Source organism: Streptomyces sp. NBC_01381, from assembly GCF_026340305.1.
Lineage (GTDB): Bacteria > Actinomycetota > Actinomycetes > Streptomycetales > Streptomycetaceae > Streptomyces.
This window is the reverse complement of sequence record NZ_JAPEPI010000001.1, coordinates 3,117,783-3,138,901: the sequence shown is the minus strand read 5'-3', so window position 1 is coordinate 3,138,901 and position 21,119 is coordinate 3,117,783. Positions and strand designations below refer to the sequence as shown.

The window sequence follows — 21,119 nt, the reverse complement described above, 5'->3', positions numbered from 1 at the left end:
CGACAACGGCCCGATTTCGGGGAATATTTACGCGACGTGACGGCGGCCGGCGGCGCACAATCGCGTGCATGGATGACCAGCTCGTACATCTCAAGGACAGGGCACTCGCGGCGGCGCTCGACGTCGTGCTCCGGGACGTGAGGGCCACGTGCGCCGTGCGGCCGGTCGTCCATGAGGAGCGGGACTTCATGAGGCTCGGCGAGGACGTGATCATGCTCTACGCGCCCGGTGGCTCGGGCCAGGGCGTCTCCGTCGCCGAGTGGCAGAGCCCCGCCGAGCAGGTGGCGGATCTCGCGGACCAGGTCCAGGGATGGGCCGTCGAGGAGCTGTGCGCGGCCCTGAGGCCCGCGACCTGGCCCGAGTGCCCCACTCACCCCGACTCCCATCCGCTGGAGGCCGGTGTGGTGAAGGGCGTGGCGGTGTGGTCCTGCCCGAGGACGCGCAAGGCCGTGGCGCCGGTGGGAGAGCTCAGTTCTTGAGGCGTACGAGATTGCCCCGCTGCTCCCCGATCGCGACCCCGTCGCGGCCCTGCGGCTCCTGGAGCCCGAAGCTGGTGAACGCCGTGCGCCCGGGCAGCGGGTAAGGGTCCTTGCCCGTGACGGAGTTGAGGATGGTGGCGCTGCGCCAGGCGGCGAGACCGAGGTCGGGGGCGCCGACGCCGTGGGTGTGGCGCTCGGCGTTCTGGACGTAGACGTGGCCGGTGACGGACGGGTCGAGGACGAGGCGGTACCGCTCGTCGATGCGGGGGCGTTGGGATGCGTCCCTGCGCATGAACGCGTTGAGCCCGCCCAGGAGTTGGTCGAGGGGCCGCTCGCGGTAGCCGGTGGCCAGGACGACGGCGTCGGTGGTGAGGCGGGAGCGGGTGCCCTGCTGGAGATGCTCCAGATGGAGCTCGACGCGGGTGGTGGCGACGCGGCCCGCGGTGCGCACGCTGACCCCGGGGGTGAGGACGGCGTCGGGCCAGCCGCCGTGCAGGGTGCGCTGGTAGAGCTCGTCGTGGATGGCGGCGATGGTGTCGGCGTCGATGCCCTTGTGCAGCTGCCACTGGTGCGGGACGAGGCCGTCGCGGACGGATTCGGGCAGCGCGTGGAAGTAGCGGGTGTAGTCGGGCGTGAAGTGTTCCAGGCCGAGCTTGGAGTACTCCATGGGCGCGAAAGCCTCGGTGCGGGCCAGCCAGTGGAGCTTCTCGGCGCCCACGGGGCGGTGCTTGAGCAGGTCGAGGAAGACCTCGGCGCCGGACTGGCCCGAGCCGATGACGGTGATGTGCTCGGCGTCGAGCAGCCGGTCGCGGTGCAGGAGATAGTCCGAGGAGTGGATCACCGGCACGGCGGGGGCGTCCGCGAGGGGCTTGAGGGGCTCGGGGACGTGCGGCGCGGTGCCGACGCCGACGACGACGTTCCTCGTGTACGTCCGGCCGAGCGCCTCGGCCTCTCCCTCCGCGTCCAGCTGGGTGAAGTCGACCTCGAAGACGGCCCGTTCGGCGTTCCAGCGCACCGCGTCGACCTGGTGGCCGAAGTGCAGCCCCGGCAGGTTCTCGCTGACCCAGCGGCAGTAGGCGTCGTACTCGGCGCGCTGGATGTGGAACCGCTCGGCGAAGTAGAACGGGAAGAGCCGCTCACGGGTCTTGAGGTAGCTGAGGAAGGACCAGGGGTTCGCCGGGTCGGCGAGGGTCACCAGGTCGGCCAGGAAGGGGACTTGGAGGCTTGCGCCGTCGATGAGGAGCCCCGGGTGCCAGTGGAAGCCGGGCCGCTGTTCGTAGAAGGCGGCGTCGAAACCTGCCAGCGGCTGGGCGAGGGCGGCGAGGGAGAGGTTGAAGGGGCCGATGCCGATGCCGACCAGGTCCCGGGGTTCGTCGGGTGTGGTGAGCGGTGGGGTGGGCTGCGCGTTCTGGCCGGTCATCGGGGGGTGGTTCCTTCCACGAGCTTCAGGATCTCGGCGAGTTCGCCGGGCCGGGTGTACGGGTTGAGCAGGGTGGCCTTGAGCCAGCGGCGTCCTTCGAGCCGGGCCCGGCCGAGCACGGCGCTGCCTTCGCCGAGCAGATGCCGCCGGGCGTGCGCGATCTGCTGGTCGTCGGCGCCGGCGGGCCGGAAGAGGACGGTGCTGATGGCGGGCCGGTCGTAGAGCTCGAAGCCGGGGTGCGCGGCGACAAGATCCGCGAACTCATCGGCCCGCGCGCACACTTGGTCGACGAGAGCGCCGATGCCGTCCCGCCCGAGGGCCTTCAGGGTGACGGCGATCTTGAGCACGTCGGGCCTGCGGGTGGTGCGCAGGGAGCGGCCGAGGAGGTCGGGGAGGCCGGCTTCGGTGTCGTCGTCGGCGTTCAGGTAGTCGGCATGGTGGCCGAGGATGCCGAGGTCGCGCGGGTCGCGGACCAGGAGCAGCCCGGCGGCGACGGGCTGCCAGCCGAGCTTGTGCAGGTCGAGGGTGACACTGTCGGCCCGCTCGATGCCGCGCAGGAGTTCTTTTCGTACGTCGCTGAAGAGGAGCCCGCCGCCGTACGCGGCGTCGATGTGCAGCCGGGCGCCGTGGGCGGCACAGAGGTCGGCGATCTGGTCGATGGGGTCGATGAGCCCGGCGTCGGTGGTGCCCGCGGTGGCGGCGACGAGGACCGATCCCGGCGGGCCGGTGAGCTGGCTGAGCGCCTCGTCGAGCGCGACGGGGTCGAGGGTGCCCGATGGCGCCGGGACGACGGACGGTTCGGGCATGCCGAGGAGCCAGGCGGCGCGGGGCAGCGAGTGGTGGGCGTTCTCGCCGACGAGGAGGTGCACGGGGCCGTGGGCGATGGTGTGTTCGCGGGCGAGGAGCAGCGCGAGCTGGTTGGACTCGGTGCCGCCGGTGGTGACCAGGGCGTCGCCCGCGGGATCTGTGCCGTACACCTCTGCCGCGAGGGCGCGGGTGACCTGGACCTCGATCGCGGAGGCCGCGGGGGCCTGGTCCCAGGAGTCCATGGACGGGTTGAGCGCGGACGCGGCGAGGTCGGCGGCGACGGCGAGCGCGAGCGGCGGGCAGTGCAGATGGGCGGCGCACAGTGCGTCGGCGGGGTCGGCGGCCCCCGCGGCGACGGCCTGCACCAGGGCCCGCAGGGCCGCTTCGGCGCCTTCGCCGCGCGCGGGCAGCACGTCGCCGGTGGCCTCGCGCACCCGCAGGGCGACGGCGGTGGGTCCGCCGGCCGGCATCGGACCGCCGCGTGCGAGCGCCCCGTCGCGCAGGGCGTCCAGGGTGACGGCGAGCAGCGGCCGCAGCGCGGCGGGACCCTGGACGCCTCCGGCGAGGGGCGGCGGAGTGCTCATGGGGACGTCCTTCGGGTGCGCGCGGGCGGGGCAACCAGCCTGTACGCCGTGGGCGCGGCACGCCCGGAGAGCGGACGAGACGAACCCGAAAGTGGTACTGCCGTGCGGAGAAAGGGTGTTGGGGCTGGACGGGGTGCTAGGTGCTCCGCGGGGTGTGCGGTATTCGTCTGCGGGTGCTTCGTGGTTGCTCGCGCCCACGCGGCGGAGCCGCAAATGTCACAGCCCCGCGCCCCTTCGGGGCGCCCCCCCCCGGGCGGCCTAGCTGAAGTCGTACTTGTGGTCCTGTGCCCACTCGTCGAACGTTCGCGCCGCCCTACCCGTCACCGTCTCGACCGTCGTGGTCACCTCCGCCTCGGCTCCGACTGACGCGGCGAAGGATGTCAGGAGGGCCGGGAGTATCTCCGGTGGGACGTGTGGGAACAGGTCCTGGCCCACCTCCTCCGGCGGTACCTCGACGAAGCGCAGGTCGCGGCCGACGGCACGGCCGATGCTGTCGATCTGTTCCTCGGTCGTCACCGCCGCGGGTCCCGTGAGGCGGTGGACGGCGCCCCGGTGGCTGTTGTCGGCGAAGGCACGGGCGGCGACGGCGGCGATGTCGGCCTCGTGGATCGGCGCGGTCACGGCTCCGGCGAAGGGGCCGCGGACGGTGTCGCCGGAGCGGATCTGCGGCGCCCACTGGAAGCTGTTGGTGGCGAAGGCGTTGGGCCGCAGGAAGGTCCCGGCGAGGCCGCTCGCGCGGACCTGATCCTCCAGGTCCGCGTGGGCGACGTAGATGGGGTGGGACGTGTCGGCGCCGTCCTCGATGATGCCCGACGACAGCATGACGACGTGTTCTACGCCGCCCTTGCGGGCCGCCGCGAGCACCTCTTCGGCGTGCTCGCCGACGGCCGACAGGTGCAGGAACAGCGAGGACGCGCCCTCGAACAGCGGGGCGAGCACGGCGGGGTCGGCGGCGGGGTCGAAGCGCGCCACGTCGGCGGACGGCGGGAGCCCGGCCCGCGCCGGGTCACGGGTGAGGGCGCGGACCGGGGTCCCGCCGGCGGTGAGCTGGGTGACGAGGGCGCGGCCCACGTTTCCGGTGGCACCGGTGACGACGATCACGGAGGCTCCTAGGGATCTTGTACTGGGATTTCGACCCTAGGGGGACGCACCGGGACGCCGGATCGGCGGCGGGGACCAGTCCGCGTAGGTCCGCGGACCTAGTCCCCGCGGCCCGTTCAGGACGTCGTGACCTGCCGGACCTTCAACGCCCGTGCCAGATCGTCCAGTTGGTCGGCCAGCTTGCGGCGAAGGGCCGGGATCGGGGCGGCGTCGCGCAGGCATGCCTCGCCCAGGCGGAGGGTCTCGGGGTCCACCGCGGAGGCGGGGAAGGCCCAGCGTCCCGCGACGTCGGCGATGGCGGGGCCGCGGCGGGCGGCGACGGCGACCGCGTCCTCGAAGTAGCGCGGGACGTACTCCCGTACGAGATCGGCCTGTTCGGGGTGCCAGAAGCCCTGGGCGGTGGCGGTCAGGAGGTAGTTGGAGAGGTCGTCGGTGGTGAACATCGCCTCCCACGCCCGCCGCTTGGCCTCCGGGTCCGGCAGCGCCGCGCGAGCCCGGGCCGCGCCTTCCTGCCCGGCGGCGCTGGGGTCGCGCTCCAGCTCGGCGGCGATCGCGGACTCGTCGACGGCGCCGAGGACGGCGAGGCGGGTCAGGGCGCGCCAGCGCAGCTCGGGGTCGAGTTCGGGGCCGCCGGGCACGGTGCCCTCGGCGAGCCACTCCTGGAGCGGGTCGGGCCGCGTCGCCACGTCGATGAAGCCGCGTACGGCGGTGAGCCGCAGCCCCGCGTGCGAGCCGTCCTCGGTGCGCCGGATCAGGTCGCGGCAGAGCTCGGTGAGGGTGGTGAGCGCGCTGGACCGCTCCTCCGCCGGGAGGTAACGGCCCGCGATCTGGGCGGTGGCGAAGGTGAGGACGCCCTGGACGACGGCGAGGTCGGTCTCCTCGGGCAGATGCTCGCGGGCGGCCCGCACATAGGCGGCGCCCGCGAGTTCACCGTCGCGGACCAGGTCGCGCAGGCTGTTCCACAGGACGGCGCGGGTGAGGGCGTCGGGAACACTGGACAGGCCGCGCAGCGCCGTCTCCTGGGAGACCTCGTCGAGGCGGATCTTGGCGTAGCTGAGGTCCTGGTCGTTGGGGACGATCAGGACGGGGCGCCCGCCGTCGCGCGGCTGCTGGGACCCGGAGTGCGGGACGTCCGTCTCGTACCGCTCGCGCAGCACGAGGCCGCGTCCGTCGGTGAGGTCACGGTCGTACACCCCGACGGCGATGCGGTGCGGGCGGCTGCCGTCGCGGTCGACGGTGAGGGTCCACTCGCGGGCGTCGTGCCCGACCGTCGAGGTGAGCGTGTCGACGCCGGTGGTGCGCAGCCAGGCGTCGGCCCAGCCGTGCACGTCACGGTCGGTGTTGTGGGCCAGGGAGTCGATGAAGTCCTTGAGCGTCGCGTTGCCGAACTTGTGCCGTGCGATGTGGGTGTTGATGCCGGCCAGGAAGTCCTTCTCGCCGAGCCAGGCGACGAGCTGGCGCAGGGCGGATGCGCCCTTGGCGTACGAGATGCCGTCGAAGTTGAGCATCGCGGACGCGGTGTCGGGGACGGCGTCCGGGTCGGGCGCGACGGGGTGCGTGGAGGGGCGCTGGTCGGCGTCGTACCCCCAGGCCTTGCGGGTGACCCCGAAGTCGGTCCAGGTGTCCGTGAAGCGGGTCGCCTCGGCGGTGGTCTGGAAGCCCATGTACTCGGCGAAGGACTCGTTGAGCCAGATGTCGTCCCACCAGCGCAGGGTGACGAGGTCGCCGAACCACATGTGGGCCATCTCGTGGGCGATGACCATGGCGCGGGTCTGCCGCTCGGTGTCGGTGACGGCGGAGCGGTAGATGAACTCGTCGCGGAAGGTGACGAGTCCGGGGTTCTCCATCGCGCCCGCGTTGAACTCGGGGACGAACGCCTGGTCGTAGGAGTCGAAGGGGTAGGGCTCCTCGAACTTCTCGTGGTAACGGTCGTAGCACGCGCGCGTGATGTCGAAGAGCTCGTCGGCGTCGGCGTCCATGAAGGGCGCGAGCGAGCGGCGGCAGTGGATGCCGAAGGGCAGCCCGCGGTGCTCGGTGCGCACCGAGTGCCAGGGTCCTGCCGCGACGGCGACGAGATACGTGGAGATCAGCGGGGTGGCCGCGGCCCGCCAGGTGCCGCCGCCCACATGCTCGGTGACGCCGTTGGCGAGGACCGTCCAGCCCTCGGGGGCGGTGACGGTCAGCTCGAACACGGACTTCAGGTCGGGCTGGTCGAAGGCGGCGAAGACGCGCTGCACGTCCTCCATGAACAGCTGTGTGTACGTGTATGTCTCGCCGTCCGTGGGGTCGGTGAAGCGGTGCATGCCCTCGCCGGTGCGGGAGTAGCGCATGGCCGCGTCGACGCGCAGTTCGTGCTCGCCCCGGGTGAGCCCGGTCAGCGCCAGACGGTTCTCGTCCAGGCCCGCCGGGTCGAGGGGCCGCCCGTCGAGGGTGACGGAGCGCAGCTCGGCGGGCTTGAGCTCGACGAAGGTGTCCACGGTGGCCCCGTCGTCCGCGAGCGCGCTGAAGCGGATGACCGTGCGGGAGTCGAAGGTCTCGTCCCCCACGGTCAGATCGAGCTCGACCGTGTACCGGTGGACGTCGATGAGCTGGGCTCGGGTCTGCGCTTCGTCGCGCGTCAGTACGGACATGGGTCCATGCTGCCCGATGCCGCCGACAACGGTGCGGGCCACCCGAAGATCGGTGCCGGCCGCCCCGCCGTTACGAGGACTTGGCGATGGTCTCGTGGTGGCGAATGACCTCGGCGATAATAAAATTCAGCAGCTTCTCGGCGAACGCCGGATCCAGCTTCGCGTTCTCCGCGAGTTCGCGCAGGCGCTCGATCTGCCGGGCCTCACGGGCCGGGTCGGCGGGCGGAAGCTGGTGGTTGGCCTTGAGATGGCCGACCTGCTGGGTGCATTTGAAACGCTCGGCGAGCATGTGGACGACGGCCGCGTCGATGTTGTCGATGCTGTCGCGCAGACGGGACAGTTCGGCGCGCACGGCCTCGTCCGTCGCCCCGGATCCGTATCCGTCGGTCGTGTTGTGGCTGGTGGTCATGGTTCACGAGCCTACGTTGCCGCTCCTGCGCCGCCGACGCCGGAAGAGCGCAAAATGGGTGGGTCGTCAGGGTCCGGTATCTGCTGCGACCAGCCGCCGGGGACGGCGCGTCCCTGCTGCTCACGGAAGCGGACCGGAGCCATGCCCACACGGCGCGTGAAGAGCCGCGAGAAGTACGCCGGGTCGTCGTAGCCGACACGGCGTGCGACGGCCGCGACCGGCAGCTCCGTGGCGGCGAGCAGCTCCTTGGCGCGGCCGAGGCGGATGCCGAGGAGGTAGTCCTTGGGGCTGCAGCCGGCCCCGCGGCGGACGGCCGTGCGCAGCTCCGCGGGGGTCATGCCGTGCCGTGCCGCGTGCTCGGCGACGGAAAGTGGCTGGAAGGCGTCGCGGGCCAGCGCCTGAAGCACCGGATCACCGTCGGGGGCGATGTCGGCGCGGGCCCGGCGCAGGGCGACGAGCAGTTCATGGACGGCGGCGCCCGTCTCGACCTCCAGGAGCGGATTGCCGCGCCGTGCCGCGCGCGCGATGCGCCCGACGGCGGCGCGCGCTCCGGCGGCGTCGGACAGCGGCACCACGGGGCGGGTCGGCTCGATGTAGCCGAGTTCGGTGTACGTCGCCGTCGCGGGGCCCGTGAAATCGACGAAGCACTCGTCCCAGCCGCTGTCCGGGTCGGGCCCGTAGTGGTGGCGCACCCCCGGGGTGAGCCAGATCAGCGCCGGCGCCGTCACCGTCGTACGCCGGCCGTCGACGCCCTGGAACCAGCCGCCGCCCGCGCTCACGACGACGGCGACATGGTGGTCGAGGGTGCGCGGGCCCACGGTCGGCAGCAGGCCGTGCTGCAGGCCGACGCCCAGGCAGGCCAGGCCGAGTTTGTGGTGGGCCGGGCTCGGCGTGAAATACCGCATCCATGTGTGATACATGCGCGTATGCCCCTTTCGTCCACGCTCTGGCGCACTCGCCGCGTCTGCCGCGTCCGCTGCGTCCAACCCGCCTAGATCTTTGTCCATGGACCCTGCCGCCCGCCAGAGGTGATCGTGGCGAGCAGTAAGTGAGCGAGAGGGAAGTGATGGCCGAGTTCAGGGTGGGCGAGGACGATTTCGAGCTGGACGGGCGGCCCGTACGGCTGCTCTCCGGGGCGCTGCACTACTTCCGGGTGCACGAGGCACAGTGGGGGCATCGGCTCGCGATGCTGCGCGCGATGGGGCTCAACTGCGTGGAGACGTACGTCCCGTGGAACCTGCACGAGCCGCACCCCGGCGAGTACCACGACGTCCAGGCACTCGGCCGCTTCCTGGACGCCGCCGCGGAGGCGGGCCTGTGGGCGATCGTCCGGCCGGGCCCGTACATCTGCGCCGAGTGGGAGAACGGCGGCCTTCCGCACTGGGTGACCGGGGCCGTGGGGGCACGCGCGCGTACCCGCGACGAGGAGTACCTGGAGTACGTGGACCGCTGGTTCGACCGCCTTCTGGAGGAGGTCGTGCCCCGCCAGCACGACCGGGGCGGCCCCGTGATCATGGTGCAGGTGGAGAACGAGTACGGCAGCTACGGCTCGGACGCCCTCTACTTGCGCCACCTCACCGACCTGCTCCACGCGGCGGGCGTGACCGTCCCCCTGTTCACCTCCGACGGCCCCGAGGACCACATGCTCACCGGCGGCTCGGTCCCCGGTGTCCTGGCGACGGCCAACTTCGGCTCGGGGGCGCGGGCCGCCTTCGAGACCCTGCGCAGGCACCGCCCCAAGGGGCCGCTGATGTGCATGGAGTTCTGGTGCGGCTGGTTCGACCACTGGGGCGCGGAGCACGTCGTACGGGACGCGGCGGACGCGGCTCGCGCCCTGCGCGAAATCCTGGAGTGCGGAGCCTCGGTGAACCTCTACATGGCGCACGGGGGTACGAACTTCGCGGGCTGGGCGGGGGCGAACCGGGGCGGGGGCGCGCTGCACGACGGCGTCCTCGAACCGGACGTCACGTCCTACGACTACGACGCGCCCATCGACGAGTTCGGCCGCCCCACGGCCAAGTTCTGGGCCTTCCGGGAGGTCCTCGCGCCGTACGCGGACGGCCCGCTGCCGGATCTCCCTCCCCAGCCGCCGGCGCTGGCTGCGCCGGTCGCGACGGAGCTCGGCGAGTGGTCCCCGCTGTCCGCCGTCATGGAGTCACTGGGCGGCCCCGTCGTGGAGCGCGCCGTGCCGCCCACCTTCGAAGAACTCGACATCGACCGCGGCCTTGTCGGCTACGCGCTGACCGTGCCGGGTCCCCGGCGGCCGCTGCCGCTGAGCGTGCGGGGCCTTCGGGACCTGGCCGTCGTGTACGTGGACGGGACGCGGACCGGTGTCCTCACGGAGGACGCCCCGACGCTCCCCGAGCCTGTTGCGGGGCACGCGCGCGTGGAGCTGTGGGTGGAGTCTCTGGGGAGGGTCAACTACGGGCCGCGGACGGGCGAGACGAAGGGGATCACCGGGGGGATTCTGCACGAGCGGCAGTATCTGCACGGGGTGCGGGCGCAGGGGTTGCGGCTTGACGCGTTCGAGGTGGCGTCGGCCGTGCGGGGCGTTCCGGCAACGGGGGCAGCGGGGGCCGGGCGCCCCGGCCTGTACCGGGGCACCCTTGACCTCCGCTCCCCCGGGGACGCCTCCCTCGAACTCCCGGGCTGGACAAGGGGGTTCGTATGGCTGAACGGCTTCAACTTGGGCCGGTACTGGACAGTGGGCCCACAGGCCTCGCTGTACGTCCCCGGGCCGGTGCTGCGGGAGGGGGCCAATGAGGTGTGGGTGCTGGAGCTGGAGAGGGCGGGGGGCGAGGTGGAGCTGGGCTGAGGCAGATCCGCCGCGAAGCGGCGGTCTTGAGCGGGGTCCGGGGCAGCACCCCGGACCCTCCCCCCCCTGCCCTACACCTCCCGCACCTCGAAGCCGTCCAGGACGAACTCCGCCTTGCTGTCGTCCCCCGTCTTGCGAAGGCCCACCCACGCCTCCCCCTTGGCGGGAGCCGTGAACTCGTACGTGAGGGTCGTCGGCTCCGTGGCCACCGGAAGTTCCTTCCGGTCCGTCTCACGCGGGCCCGGCGCGTCCACCCCCGTCACCCACACGTACTGCCCCGCCTTCTCGTTCTCGTACCGGAAAGAGACCCGGTAGCGCCGCCCCGCCGCGAAGCGGACGGTATGCGGCACCGTCCGGTACACAAGACCCGCGTTCTCCCCCCGCGACTTCAGGGAGTTCGCGCCGTCGACGACGTCGTCGATCGCCTTCCCGTTCCAGCCCCGCTGCGTGTACGGCGCGTGCCGCTGCGCGATATGCGTACGCGGATCGGTGACATCGCCCGCGTCGCCCTTCACGAACGGCCCCCACCCCTGCGGGACATGCTCGAAGTCCTCGTGGGCGAGGACACCGCGGGGCAGCTTCGCCGGACGGCCGCTCGCGACGACCCGTACGTTGTCGAACCGCACGCGCGCCTTCCCCGCCTCGGCCCGCAGCGTCAACTCCGCCGCCCCACCGCCATCGGGCACGGTGAAGTAAGTGAACATGCGCTGGAAGCGCGTCCCGTGCTTGCGATCGGCGGCCACGAAGTTCCCCGCCGTGGACGTCCGCGTCCAGTTCGCCGCCGAGACCCCGTCCGCCGTGCGCACCTCCAGGCTCGCCCTGCGTTCCTCACCCGCCTTCGCGCCCACCTCCACCTGCACGGACGCGACGTACGTCCCCGCCTTCAGCCGGCTCAGCCGCCGGGCGACGGCCGCCGCGCCGCCCGATGCGATCACCAGCTCGTGGTCGCCAAGGTCGCTGAGCTCGACGGACGCGGGTCCGGACACCTTCCAGCCGTCCAGGGAACCGGAGTTGAAGCCCGGGTCGTGCAGTGGCGTCCCCTGCCCCCACTCCGGGTCGGGCACGGCCTCGGCGCGCGAGCGGTAGAGGACGTAGGGCTGCTTTGCCTCGGCGTCGAGCGTCACCTCACCGCCCCCGCGCACCGGGACGTCCGCGACGAAGACCCGCCCCTGGTCGGTGAGCCGGTACAGGGCGACCTTGGACAGACCCGCCCAGCCCTTCGGCAGCCGCCAACTGCCGCTGCCGCCCTTGGGGTTGTAGTGGTACAACTTGGCGGGATCCGTCGCCTTGCGCGGCTCCCAGGGGAGCAGATAGCTGCCCCCGTCGTAGACGACACGGCCGTCGGTCGTGATGCGCCGGGTGCCGCCGGTGTCGGAGACGGTCGTCCCGGCCTCTCCGAAGAAGGTGATCTCGTGCTCGCCCCAGGACTTGATGGGGTGCGCCTGGAGGTACTTGGCGGGCAGTGATTCGGTCCAGATCAGGTCGTAGAAGTACGTCCAGTCCGTCTTGCCGACCCAGCCCTCGAAGTTGCCCATGCGGGCGATGCCGAGCAGCGTGGGCCACTTGTCGGCGAAGACGTCCTTCTGGTGGTTGCGGATGAAGCGGATCAGGCGGGAGTTGATGCCGCGCGACGTGTCGCCGCCGTAGTCGGGCTCGGTGGCCCAGTGCGACCAGACCGACGAGCGCTCGAAGCCGTGGCCCCACTCCGACGTGACGATCCAGCCCTGCTCGCGGAAGGCCCGCTGGAGCCGGTCGGAGGTCCAGCCGGACTCCCGGAACACGTCGATGTAGAGGGTGTTGAGGGCCTTGTCGGTCTGGGCGCGCAGATCGGCGAAGCGCTTGATGATGTCGCCGGAGACCAGGTCGCGGCGCTGGTCGATGCGGTAGCTCTGGTCGAGCCAGTCCCACTGCTCGTTGGCCTTGTCGACGAGCGTGTCCGAGAAGGCGTTCGCCACGGGGTACGACTCGGTGGCGTTGACGTGCACGCTGAAGTCGCTGTTCCACTTCTTGCCCTCGCGGACCAGGGTGTTGAGGTCGTCCAGGCCGCCCGCGCGGGTGTTGTAGTTGTCCGCGTAGTCGGGGTGCGCCGAGTCGTGGCCCTCGGACTGGTAGCCCTTGAGCAGCGTGTACTGCCGCAGGCCGTCCGTGGCGAGACTGATCCGTTTGACGTTGTCCAGGGTCATCAGGAACGGGTTCGTCGCCTGCGATGCGAAGTTGAAGGGGATGTGCGGGACGACCCTCAGGTGCTGCTCGTCGGCGCCCAGCGGGTTCACCATGATGTCGCGGAAGGCGATGGCGGCGTCCTGCCAGTCGACCTTGCCGTCGCCGTTGCGGTCGCCGGTGACGACGACGGTGGCGTACGGAAGGGGCTCGGTGTCCCCGGCGGGCGCGGTCGCCGCGCGGTGCGTCCACTGGCCGGGCGTGAGCCGGGCCTCCACATACCCGTCCCGCTTGACGGTCTCCCGCCAGAGGCGGCCGTTCTCCCAGGTCGTGCCGGCCTCGGTGGTGGGCTTGTCCCAGACGGTGTTGGTCTCGACCGCGCCGCCGAGCCTGTCGTGCGCGACCACCGCGTACGCGCATCCGGTGGCCGCCTCCGCGGCGCCGTCCGGCGCCGGCCTGACCTCGGTGTCGCCGCTCTTGGCCTTGTCCAGCTGGACCTTGGCGGCGAGCAGCGTGGCGCCCGCCTGGTCGCTGCGTACGGAGAGCAGGGCGAGGCCGGGGACGCGGAGGGTGCCCACGCGCAGCCCGTCGGTGTCGGCGATCTCCGTCACCCGCCAGTGCACCTGCCGGCCCTCGACGGCGATCTCGACGGCGACGGTGGTGCCGCCGGTGAGCGTGAGGACGTACGCGACACGGTCGTCACCGGCGGTGTGGGTGACCTTCGGAGTGTGCTCCTTCTCGTCGATCAGGAGCGTAGTGACGGTGTCCGACTGGGCGTACAGGACCGCGTTCGTGGCCCGGTCCCTGTACGACACGATGCGCGGGAAGTCGGTGGCGACGCGCACCTCCAGCGTGCTGGAGCGGATGACGGTCTCGCCCGCCGCGGGCCCGGCGAACGCGGTGCCGCCGAGGCCCACGGCGACGCCGACACCGGCCAGCGCTCCCGTGGCGACGACGGTTCTGCGGCTCGGCCCGGACGTTTCTGACGACACCATGGCACCCCTCCTGGGACGGTTCTCGGTGTCGATCACCTTGCGCCGGACGGGACTTGTGCGCCCATGGACAAAGGGGGGACAGGTGTTGGACTAACGGTGCGCGGGGGCGTGCCGGGGGGACACACGACGCGGGGCCGGACCACCGACTGGTCCGGCCCCGCGCATGGTGTGGTGCGTTGTGCGTTGCGCCCTGCTAGCGCCTCAGAGCTCCGACGCCGCCTTCTCTATGTCCGCGGCGAAGGTCGACACCTCGGTGTAGACACCGGGGAACTTGGGCCGCGCGCAGCCTTCGCCCCAGCTGACGATGCCCACCTGGATGTACTCGCCCGCCTCGTCCTTGCGGAACATGGGGCCGCCCGAGTCACCCTGGCAGGTGTCCGTGCCGCCCTCGGGGAGGCCGGCGCAGAGCTCCTCGCCGGGCGTGAGCTGGTCGCCGTACGCGGCCTTGCAGTCGTCGTCGCTGACGAACGGCACCTTGGCCTTGAGCAGGTAACGCTGCTGCTCGCCGCCCTCCTTGTCGGCGCCCCAGCCGGCGATGTCGAAGTCGCCGTTGTTGAGCTTGTCGTCCTTGGCGATCTTCAGGGTGGGCTGGTCGATCGGCTTCTCGAGCTTGATGAGCGCCCAGTCCTTGCCCTTGCCGTTGTAGCCGGGCGCCTGCAGGACCTTGGTGGACTTCACGTTGATCGCGTCGGGGCTCTCGAGGTCCACGACGCCACCGGTGGCGGTGATGCTGGTGTTGTCGCCGGAGCCGTCCACACAGTGGGCGGCGGTCAGCACGATGTCCTGGGCGTACAGCGCGCCGCCACAGCCCATCGACAGACGGACCATGAACGGGAATTCACCCTGCTCGGCGGGGGTTCCGCCGACTACACGCTCACCCGGGTTGGGGCCGGGGTGCGGGGCCGCCTGGGCGGCGGGCTGGAGGCTTACGGCGGTCGCAAGGGCGATGGCACCGAGGGTGGCGGCTCTTGTCACTCCACGCAGCTTGGTGTTCAACGGGCTTCCCTTCGTGGGGGGTTCGTGGGGGGTTGCACGCATGACGGGCCCTTGCCGTCCCCACAGGGTGCGCGTGGATGGCATGAGCCCGCCAAAGCGTTGTTGCGGATTATGGAGATCGGTGTCCGCATAGAGCAAGGGGCGGTTTTCAGCCACAGGGCTCCGCGTGGGCTGGTTCCGGGGGAGGGGATCCGCCTTACAGTGGAGTCGAGTTGAGGCGAAGTCGAGGCGAACTGATACGCGACAGGACCAGTCGGTCAAACCGTCTTCAGGGGGTGCGCACGTGGCGGACGGCGGGCCGGTGCAGCACGGCTATCCCCACCTGGAGACGGTGCGTTCCGCGATCACCGCGCTGTACAAGCGCCTTTCGTACGACACCGTCCACACCTTCGAGACCAGCGTCTCCCCCGCCGATGTCGCCTTCTGCGACGACGACGATCTGTATCTGGGCGTGCAGCGGGTCGCCCGCGAAATGGTGCGGCATCTGCGCCTCCCCGACGCCCGCATGATCGTCAGCTTCCGCGAGATGGAGCACGCGGCGTACGTCGAACTCGCCGCGGGACCCGAGTACTTCATCGAGCTCAACGACCGGTTCCGTACCCACCGCCGGGACATCGGCGCGGCACTCGCCCACGAGGTCATGCACGTCTATCTGCACCGGCTCGACCTGGAGTTCCCCGGCACCCGCGACAACGAGATCCTCACCGACACCGCCACGACCTACCTGGGCGCGGGCTGGCTGCTCCTCGACGCCTACCGCGAGGACGGGGCCTCGTCGCAGAAGCTCGGCTATCTCACTCCTGAGGAGTTCGGGTACGTCCTCGCCAAGCGGGCCATCGCCTTCGGTGAGGCGCCGGAGACGTGGTTCACCAGCGCGCAGGCGTACACGGCGTACACGAAGGGCCTTGCCCAGGCGCGGCGCGACGAGCAGGAGCCGCCGCTGACGGCCGCGGGGTGGGCGGGGCGGCGGCGGTACGCGAAGGACCGGCGGTACGCGCAGGATCATGGCTCGGCGGGCGGTGCGCCCCGCGGCGGCTCGTACGCGTTCTCCCGTGACGGGGGCGGGAGCGGCGGCGGCGTGCTGCGGGTCTCGTTCCCGTGTCCCACGTGCCGGCAGCGGATCCGGGTGCCTGCGGGGAGGCGGATCCGGGCGCGGTGCGGGTTGTGCCGGACGGTGGTGGAGTGCGACGCGTAGGGACCGCGCCCGCTACTTCCCGTCCCAGTGCGAGGGCCGGTTCAACGCCGGCGGCAGCTTGGTGGCCGCGTCGCCCTTCGCCGCGTTCACCTGCGACTGGGTCAGGAAGATGCTGCCGGTGAGGTCCGCTCCGCGCAGGTCGGCGTCCCTGAAGTCCGCGCCGATGAGGTCGGCTTGCCTGAGGTCCGCGCCGCGGAGGTCCGCCGCGATGAGGTAGGCGCCGCGGAGGCTGACACCGCGCAGGTCGGCGCCCTTCAGCTTGGCGCCGAACAGGTCGGCTCCCCTGCGGTCCTTCTTCTTCCGGCGGATGTCCGCGCGCGCGAGTTCACTGACGCGCAGGAGAAGGGCGCCGACGCCCTCGCGGTGCGCGGCGACGTCCGTCGCGGCGACTTCGGCGGGGGTGCCCTGGGTGAGGCGCTCGGTCTCCGCGAGCGCGCGCTCGATGTCCGTCCTGATGGGACGGGCCTGGGGTAGCTGGGCCGCCTCGGTCAAGTACCAGAGCAGTTCGTGGAGTTGGCGCATCACGGGGAACACGTCGAACATCTCGCGGGCGGCACCCTTGCCGCCCTGCTGCCAGTCGACGCCGTCGAACGTGCCCTGGGAGACCTTCTGGCCCGCACCGAAGCAGTCGTAGACGGTGCAGCCGGAGTAGCCCCGCTGACGGAGATCCTGATGGATGCCGCAGCGGAAGTCCTGCTGGAGGTTGGTGCAGGGGGTACCGGCGGCCTTGTTGACGGGAAAGTCCGAGGACTTGGCAAAGGTGAGGGCCACACAGCAGAGCCCGAAACAGCTGCCGCAGTCGGCACGGAGGTCGTCGACCACGGGGAGCTGAGGCCGGGTCTGGAGGTTCGGCTCGGTCCCGTGCTCACGCTGGCTGCGACCCATCACGCACTCCTTCGGGCCTCGGTCTCGGTGCTGTTCGTCCTGGGGGCGCGGCGGTTGGTGCGGTGCCGTCCGTCTTGCCGGCGCGGCGGCCGGCGTCTCGCTTCGGTCGTGGGGCGGGGCCGCGCCGGTATGTCCGTACTCGCCATCTCGGTCCGAGCGTCTTGCTGCTTCGGCTCGCGAGACATGCTTACCGTGCTCCGTGCGGACATACCGCCACGTCCCCTCGCGAGCGTTGCGCGCCAACGGTGGGTGGGGCCGTGGTCCGGTCCCTTGCGTACGTCGCGCAGTGCGGGTGAGTGGTGTGGTTCCGCCACCTCCCCCACCCACCCCTACGGCAGCCAGACGCCCCGTCGCTGCGGGGTAATCGGGCGGGTGGGCGGGAGAGGCTTGTTCGGTGGCCCGGGGCTGCGGGTGCAGAAGCTTCGCAACCCCGGGCGGAGCCCTACGCCGCGCTGCGGCGCGAGGGGCCGCCCCGGCCGCCGCCGCGTCGGCCGCCGCCCCCCGCGGCGGAACCACCGCCGGTGGACCGGGGCTGGCCCTGGCCGCCCTCGCCCCGGGGCGACTGGGAGCCGCCCGAGCGAGCGCGGCGCTGGCCGCCACCCTGGCCGCCGCCGGCAGGCCGACGCCGCCCCCGCTGCGGAGCAGCCTGCTGCTGCGGGACCTCGATGACCACCGGCACCCCGGAGGGCTCCCTCGCACCCGTGATCCGCGCGAGCTCCTCGTCCGACGACGACACCCGCGTCATGTTCGGGCGGATGTCCGCGTCGGACATGAGCCGCGTCATGTCCCGCTTCTCGTCGGGGAGTACGAGCGTGACGACACTGCCGGACTCACCCGCGCGGGCGGTACGCCCACCCCGGTGGAGGTAGTCCTTGTGGTCGGTGGGCGGGTCCACGTTCACGACCAGGTCGAGGTCGTCGACGTGAATGCCGCGCGCCGCCACGTTCGTCGCGACCAGCGCGGTGACCTGTCCGGTCTTGAACTGGTCGAGCGTCCGGTTGCGCTGCGGCTGCGAGCGGCCGCCGTGCAGCCCGGAGGCTCGCACCCCGTTGGCGAGCAGCCGCTTGGTGAAGCGGTCGACGGCACGCTTGGTGTCCAGGAAGAGGATGACGCGGCCTTCGCGGGCGGCGATACGGAGCGCGACCGCCTTCTTGTCGGTCTCGTCGGCGACGTACAGAACGTGGTGCTCCATCGTCGTCACCGCGCCCGCGGACGGGTCGACCGAGTGCACGACCGGGTCCGTCAGGAACATCCGGACCAGACGGTCGATGTTCTTGTCGAGCGTCGCGGAGAACAGCATCGTCTGGCCGCCCTGCTCGACCTGCTTCAGGAGCGCGGTGACCTGCGGCATGAAGCCCATGTCGGCCATCTGGTCGGCCTCGTCGAGGACGGTCGTACGGACCTGCGAGAGGTCGGCGTCGCCGCGCTCGATGAGGTCCTTGAGACGGCCGGGGGTCGCCACCATGATCTCGGCGCCGCGGCGGAGCGTGCCCGCCTGCTTGGTGATGGAGAGGCCGCCGACCACCGTCGACATGCGCAGGTTCACCGATGTCGCGTACGGCGTCAGCGCGTCCGTCACCTGCTGGGCGAGCTCACGCGTCGGCACCAGGACCAGGGCGAGCGGCGAGCGCGGCTCGGCGCGCCGGCCGGCGGTGCGGGCGAGCAGCGCGAGGCCGAAGGCGAGGGTCTTGCCCGAGCCGGTGCGGCCGCGGCCGAGGATGTCGCGTCCCGCGAGGGAGTTGGGGAGCGTGGCGGCCTGGATCGGGAACGGCTCGGTCACGCCCTGCGCGGCCAGCGTCTTGAGCAGCGCCTCCGGCATGTCCAGGTCGGCGAACTGCTCGACCGCGGGCAGCGCGGGGGTGATGCTCTCGGGCAGCGCGAATTCGCCCTGTACGGGCCTCGCCTTGGGGCGGCCTGACTTCTTCGCGGCGCCCTTTGTCTGGCCGCCGCCGGCCACCGGGGCCTTTCCGCGTGCGTTCGTGGAGCGCCTGCGGGCAGGACGCGCCGGGCGGTCGGAGCGATTCATACGGAAATGCCTTCCTGGACCTGGTGACAGCACAAGCCGGGGCCCGCACCTTTCGGGTGCGGGCCCCGGCTAAGAGGTTCGCGTGCTACGAAGATCAGGCGGGAACGATGTTCTCCGCCTGCAGGCCCTTCTGGCCCTGCGTGACCTCGAAGGAAACCTTCTGACCCTCGACGAGCTCACGGAAGCCCGAGGACGCGATGTTCGAGTAGTGGGCGAAGACGTCGGGGCCGCCGCCGTCCTGCTCGATGAAGCCGAAGCCCTTTTCCGAGTTGAACCACTTCACGGTGCCAGTTGCCATGTCAATCTCCTAAAGACAGGGGCAGAGTACGGATCCCCGCGGTTTTGCGGATATCCCAGCGCTGCAATGACCCCCATCCCGGAAAGACCGGTAAAACAAACAATGCGCCTTCGGAGCATTCCCGTCAGGCGCACATCCTGTTCATGGGTACCAAAACTGCAACACATAACGGTAACACGTCCGCGGGCGGCCCCTGTTCCGGGCCGCCCGCGTGACCTGCGCCACTCACCTCACTCCGCCGGTGCCACCGCTCGCTTGGGCAGGGCCAGGCACAGCACCGCGCAGAGCGCGAAGCCCGCGGCCACCCAGGGCATCGCCGTACCGAGTGCTTCGGTCAGGCCCGACGAGGCGTGGTCGAAGAACACCGTGCCGATCAGTGCCGCACCCAGGGCGCCGCCGAACTGCTGGGCCGTGGAGAAGATCCCGGACGCCCCGCCCGCGATGTCGGCGGGCACCGCGGAAAGGACCACGTTCACCAGCGGTACGACGAGGAATCCGAGCCCGGCACCGGCCACCACAAGACCCGGCACCAGCGGCCACGCCCCGGTGTGCCGCTCGCTCGACGCGGCGACCGCCGACCAGACCCAGGCGAAGCCGCCCGCCATCAGGAGCGACCCCGCGACCAGGACCAGCCGCCCGAACCGTGCCGCGAGCCGGTCCGCGACCGGCGCGGTCAGGAAGCCGCCGACGGAGAAGGCGACGGTCACGACGCCCGCCTGCATCGGGGGTGTAGCCCTCGCTGCCCTGCAGCCAGATCGCGAAGACCAGGAAGAAGCCCTGCATGCCGAGGGCGAAGAGCAGTTGTACGACGACGCCGACGGAGAAGGCGGGCAGCCGGAAGGCGCGGGAGGGCAGCAGCGGGACGGTCGTGTGCGAGCGGCGCCTGCCTTCGACCACCGCGAGGCCGATGAGGGTGAGCACGCCCGCCGCGATGCAGATCCAGCCCCACAGCGGCCAGCCGTTGGCCCGGCCCTGCACCAGCGGCAGCACGACGGCGACGAGCGCCGCGGCGAGGACGAGGCTGCCGATGACGTCGGGGCGTCCCGCGGACCGCTCGCGCGTGGCCGGCACGAGGAAGAACCCGGCCACGAACGTCGCGGCCGCCACGGGCAGGTTCACCAGGAACACCGAGCGCCAGCCGAGGCCGAAGAGATCGGCGTCGGTCAGTACGCCGCCGAGGAGCAGGCCGATGGCGGAGGCGAACCCCGCCACGGCGCCGTACATCCCGAAGGCGGCGCCCCGCTCCTTGCCCTGGAAGAGCGTCCGCAGCGAGCCGAGCACCTGCGGCATGAGCAGGGCGGCCATGACGCCCTGCACGGCACGCGCGGCGACCAGCTGGCCGGGCGACTGGGCGATCCCGCAGCCCAGGCTCGCGAGGCCGAAGCCCGCCGTGCCGGCCAGGAAGAGGACCTTGCGGCCGTAGCGGTCGCCCAGGTGTCCGGCGACGATCAGCGTCGCGGCGAAACCGAGGAGGTACGCGGAGACGATCCACTGCAGGGCGCTCTCGGAGGCGCCGAGGTCGCGGCCCATGGACGGGATCGCGACGTTGACGATCGTCACGTCGAGCAGGTCCATCAGCGCGGCGACCATCATCACGGCGGCGGCCGCCCAGCGTCGGGGGTGGGGTGTCGCGCCCAGGGCGGGCGCATCGGTGGTGAGGGTCGCTGTCATGTCGGCTCCAGGGGCTCCAGAGGTGGGCCGCGGATTTATTTCGTTCGGCCTAACGAAAGACTTGCACGGGCCGGAAGGCGATCGCAAGTCTTTCGTTCGCCCGAACTAAATATTTGCTACGGTCACCCCATGAGCGGCATCGACGGCATCGACGACACCGGCAGCAGCAGCGAGGACGCGAAGACCAGGCGTCGGGACGGGCGCGCCCACGTCCTGGAGCGTCTGACCGCCGCCGGGCGCGAGAACAGCGCGGTGACGGTGATGTTCCACTCCGCCGTCGCCGCCCGGCAGGGCCTCAGCGCCACCGAGAACAAGACCCTCGACCTGCTTGAGCGCGGCGGCCCGCTCACCGCGAAGGAGCTTGCCGAGCGGACCACGCTCGCCCCGGCCTCGGTGACCGGCCTCGTGGACCGCCTGGAAGGCAAGGGCTTCGTCCGCAGGGTCAAGCACCCCACCGACAAGCGGCGGGTGCTCATCGAGATCCGCCGCGAGAAGCTCGCCGACCTGGCCGGCATCTTCGAGGACTGGAAGCGCGAAGTGGACGAACTCTGCGAGGAGTTCACGGTCGATGAACTGGAGACCGTGATCCGCTTCCTCCAAGGGGCGACCGAGCGCCAGCGCCGGGCGACCGCACGGCTCGCCGAGTAG

General features: G+C 71.5%; 16 protein-coding genes and 1 pseudogene. 4 read left to right on the top strand and 13 right to left on the bottom strand.

Annotated features, from left to right (window positions below):
• The first annotated feature begins 68 nt into the window (after window positions 1–68).
• Entirely contained in the window at window positions 69–479 is a 411-nt protein-coding gene (locus OG453_RS14750; protein WP_266868104.1) for a hypothetical protein, read from the top strand.
• Here OG453_RS14750 and OG453_RS14745 read toward each other — a convergent pair.
• From OG453_RS14745 to OG453_RS14720, 6 genes are all read right to left on the bottom strand, one after another.
• Complete coding sequence (locus OG453_RS14745; RefSeq protein WP_266868103.1) at window positions 469–1,899, bottom strand: lysine N(6)-hydroxylase/L-ornithine N(5)-oxygenase family protein; 1,431 nt, start codon at window positions 1,897–1,899, stop codon at window positions 469–471. The genes OG453_RS14750 and OG453_RS14745 overlap by 11 nt on opposite strands.
• Window positions 1,896–3,290 carry an aminotransferase class V-fold PLP-dependent enzyme gene (locus OG453_RS14740; RefSeq protein WP_266868102.1) on the bottom strand — a complete coding sequence of 465 codons (1,395 nt, stop codon included), beginning with the start codon at window positions 3,288–3,290 and terminating at the stop codon, window positions 1,896–1,898. Before OG453_RS14740 ends, OG453_RS14745 begins: the two co-directional genes overlap by 4 nt.
• 258 nt (window positions 3,291–3,548) lie before the next feature.
• Complete coding sequence (locus OG453_RS14735) at window positions 3,549–4,391, bottom strand: SDR family oxidoreductase (protein WP_266868101.1); 843 nt, start codon at window positions 4,389–4,391, stop codon at window positions 3,549–3,551.
• Between the two features lie 116 nt (window positions 4,392–4,507).
• Window positions 4,508–7,021, bottom strand: coding sequence for an aminopeptidase N (pepN, locus tag OG453_RS14730; RefSeq protein WP_266868100.1), 2,514 nt, complete (start codon window positions 7,019–7,021; stop codon window positions 4,508–4,510).
• A gap of 70 nt (window positions 7,022–7,091) precedes the next feature.
• The gene (locus OG453_RS14725; protein ID WP_266868099.1) at window positions 7,092–7,430 is read right to left on the bottom strand and encodes a chorismate mutase; all 339 of its coding nucleotides are present in this window, start codon (window positions 7,428–7,430) and stop codon (window positions 7,092–7,094) included.
• Window positions 7,431–7,441: 11 nt separating this feature from the next.
• The gene (locus tag OG453_RS14720) at window positions 7,442–8,350 is read right to left on the bottom strand and encodes an AraC family transcriptional regulator (RefSeq protein WP_266868098.1); all 909 of its coding nucleotides are present in this window, start codon (window positions 8,348–8,350) and stop codon (window positions 7,442–7,444) included.
• A 146-nt stretch (window positions 8,351–8,496) separates the two neighbouring features.
• On the opposite strand from OG453_RS14720, the gene OG453_RS14715 reads away from it, so the two are divergent.
• Window positions 8,497–10,245 carry a beta-galactosidase family protein gene (locus OG453_RS14715; protein WP_266869864.1) on the top strand — a complete coding sequence of 583 codons (1,749 nt, stop codon included), beginning with the start codon at window positions 8,497–8,499 and terminating at the stop codon, window positions 10,243–10,245.
• Between the two features lie 71 nt (window positions 10,246–10,316).
• On the opposite strand, the gene OG453_RS14710 is transcribed toward OG453_RS14715, so the two are convergent.
• Entirely contained in the window at window positions 10,317–13,400 is a 3,084-nt protein-coding gene (locus tag OG453_RS14710) for an endo-alpha-N-acetylgalactosaminidase family protein (protein ID WP_266868097.1), read from the bottom strand.
• A gap of 201 nt (window positions 13,401–13,601) precedes the next feature.
• Window positions 13,602–14,396, bottom strand: coding sequence for a trypsin-like serine protease (locus OG453_RS14705; protein WP_266868096.1), 795 nt, complete (start codon window positions 14,394–14,396; stop codon window positions 13,602–13,604).
• A gap of 283 nt (window positions 14,397–14,679) precedes the next feature.
• Here OG453_RS14705 and OG453_RS14700 point away from each other — a divergent pair, with 283 nt between their 5' ends.
• Window positions 14,680–15,591, top strand: coding sequence for a hypothetical protein (locus tag OG453_RS14700; RefSeq protein ID WP_266868095.1), 912 nt, complete (start codon window positions 14,680–14,682; stop codon window positions 15,589–15,591).
• Window positions 15,592–15,603: 12 nt separating this feature from the next.
• Here OG453_RS14700 and OG453_RS14695 read toward each other — a convergent pair whose 3' ends face one another.
• The 5 genes and pseudogenes from OG453_RS14695 to OG453_RS14675 form a co-directional block, all read right to left on the bottom strand.
• Window positions 15,604–16,476, bottom strand: coding sequence for a pentapeptide repeat-containing protein (locus OG453_RS14695; RefSeq protein WP_266868094.1), 873 nt, complete (start codon window positions 16,474–16,476; stop codon window positions 15,604–15,606).
• Window positions 16,477–16,918: 442 nt separating this feature from the next.
• Window positions 16,919–18,502 carry a DEAD/DEAH box helicase gene (locus tag OG453_RS14690; protein ID WP_266868093.1) on the bottom strand — a complete coding sequence of 528 codons (1,584 nt, stop codon included), beginning with the start codon at window positions 18,500–18,502 and terminating at the stop codon, window positions 16,919–16,921.
• Between the two features lie 94 nt (window positions 18,503–18,596).
• Window positions 18,597–18,800 (bottom strand): cold-shock protein, encoded by a 204-nt coding sequence (locus tag OG453_RS14685; RefSeq protein WP_055556530.1) that lies wholly within the window; start codon window positions 18,798–18,800, stop codon window positions 18,597–18,599.
• A gap of 230 nt (window positions 18,801–19,030) precedes the next feature.
• The gene (locus OG453_RS14680) at window positions 19,031–19,522 is read right to left on the bottom strand and encodes an MFS transporter (RefSeq protein ID WP_266869863.1); all 492 of its coding nucleotides are present in this window, start codon (window positions 19,520–19,522) and stop codon (window positions 19,031–19,033) included.
• 100 nt (window positions 19,523–19,622) lie between these two features.
• Window positions 19,623–20,330 (bottom strand): annotated as a pseudogene (locus OG453_RS14675) (MFS transporter); the annotation flags it as partial.
• A gap of 270 nt (window positions 20,331–20,600) precedes the next feature.
• Between OG453_RS14675 and OG453_RS14670 the strand changes: the two are divergent.
• Window positions 20,601–21,119: a MarR family winged helix-turn-helix transcriptional regulator gene (locus OG453_RS14670; RefSeq protein ID WP_266868092.1), complete on the top strand. Its 519-nt coding sequence runs from the start codon at window positions 20,601–20,603 to the stop codon at window positions 21,117–21,119.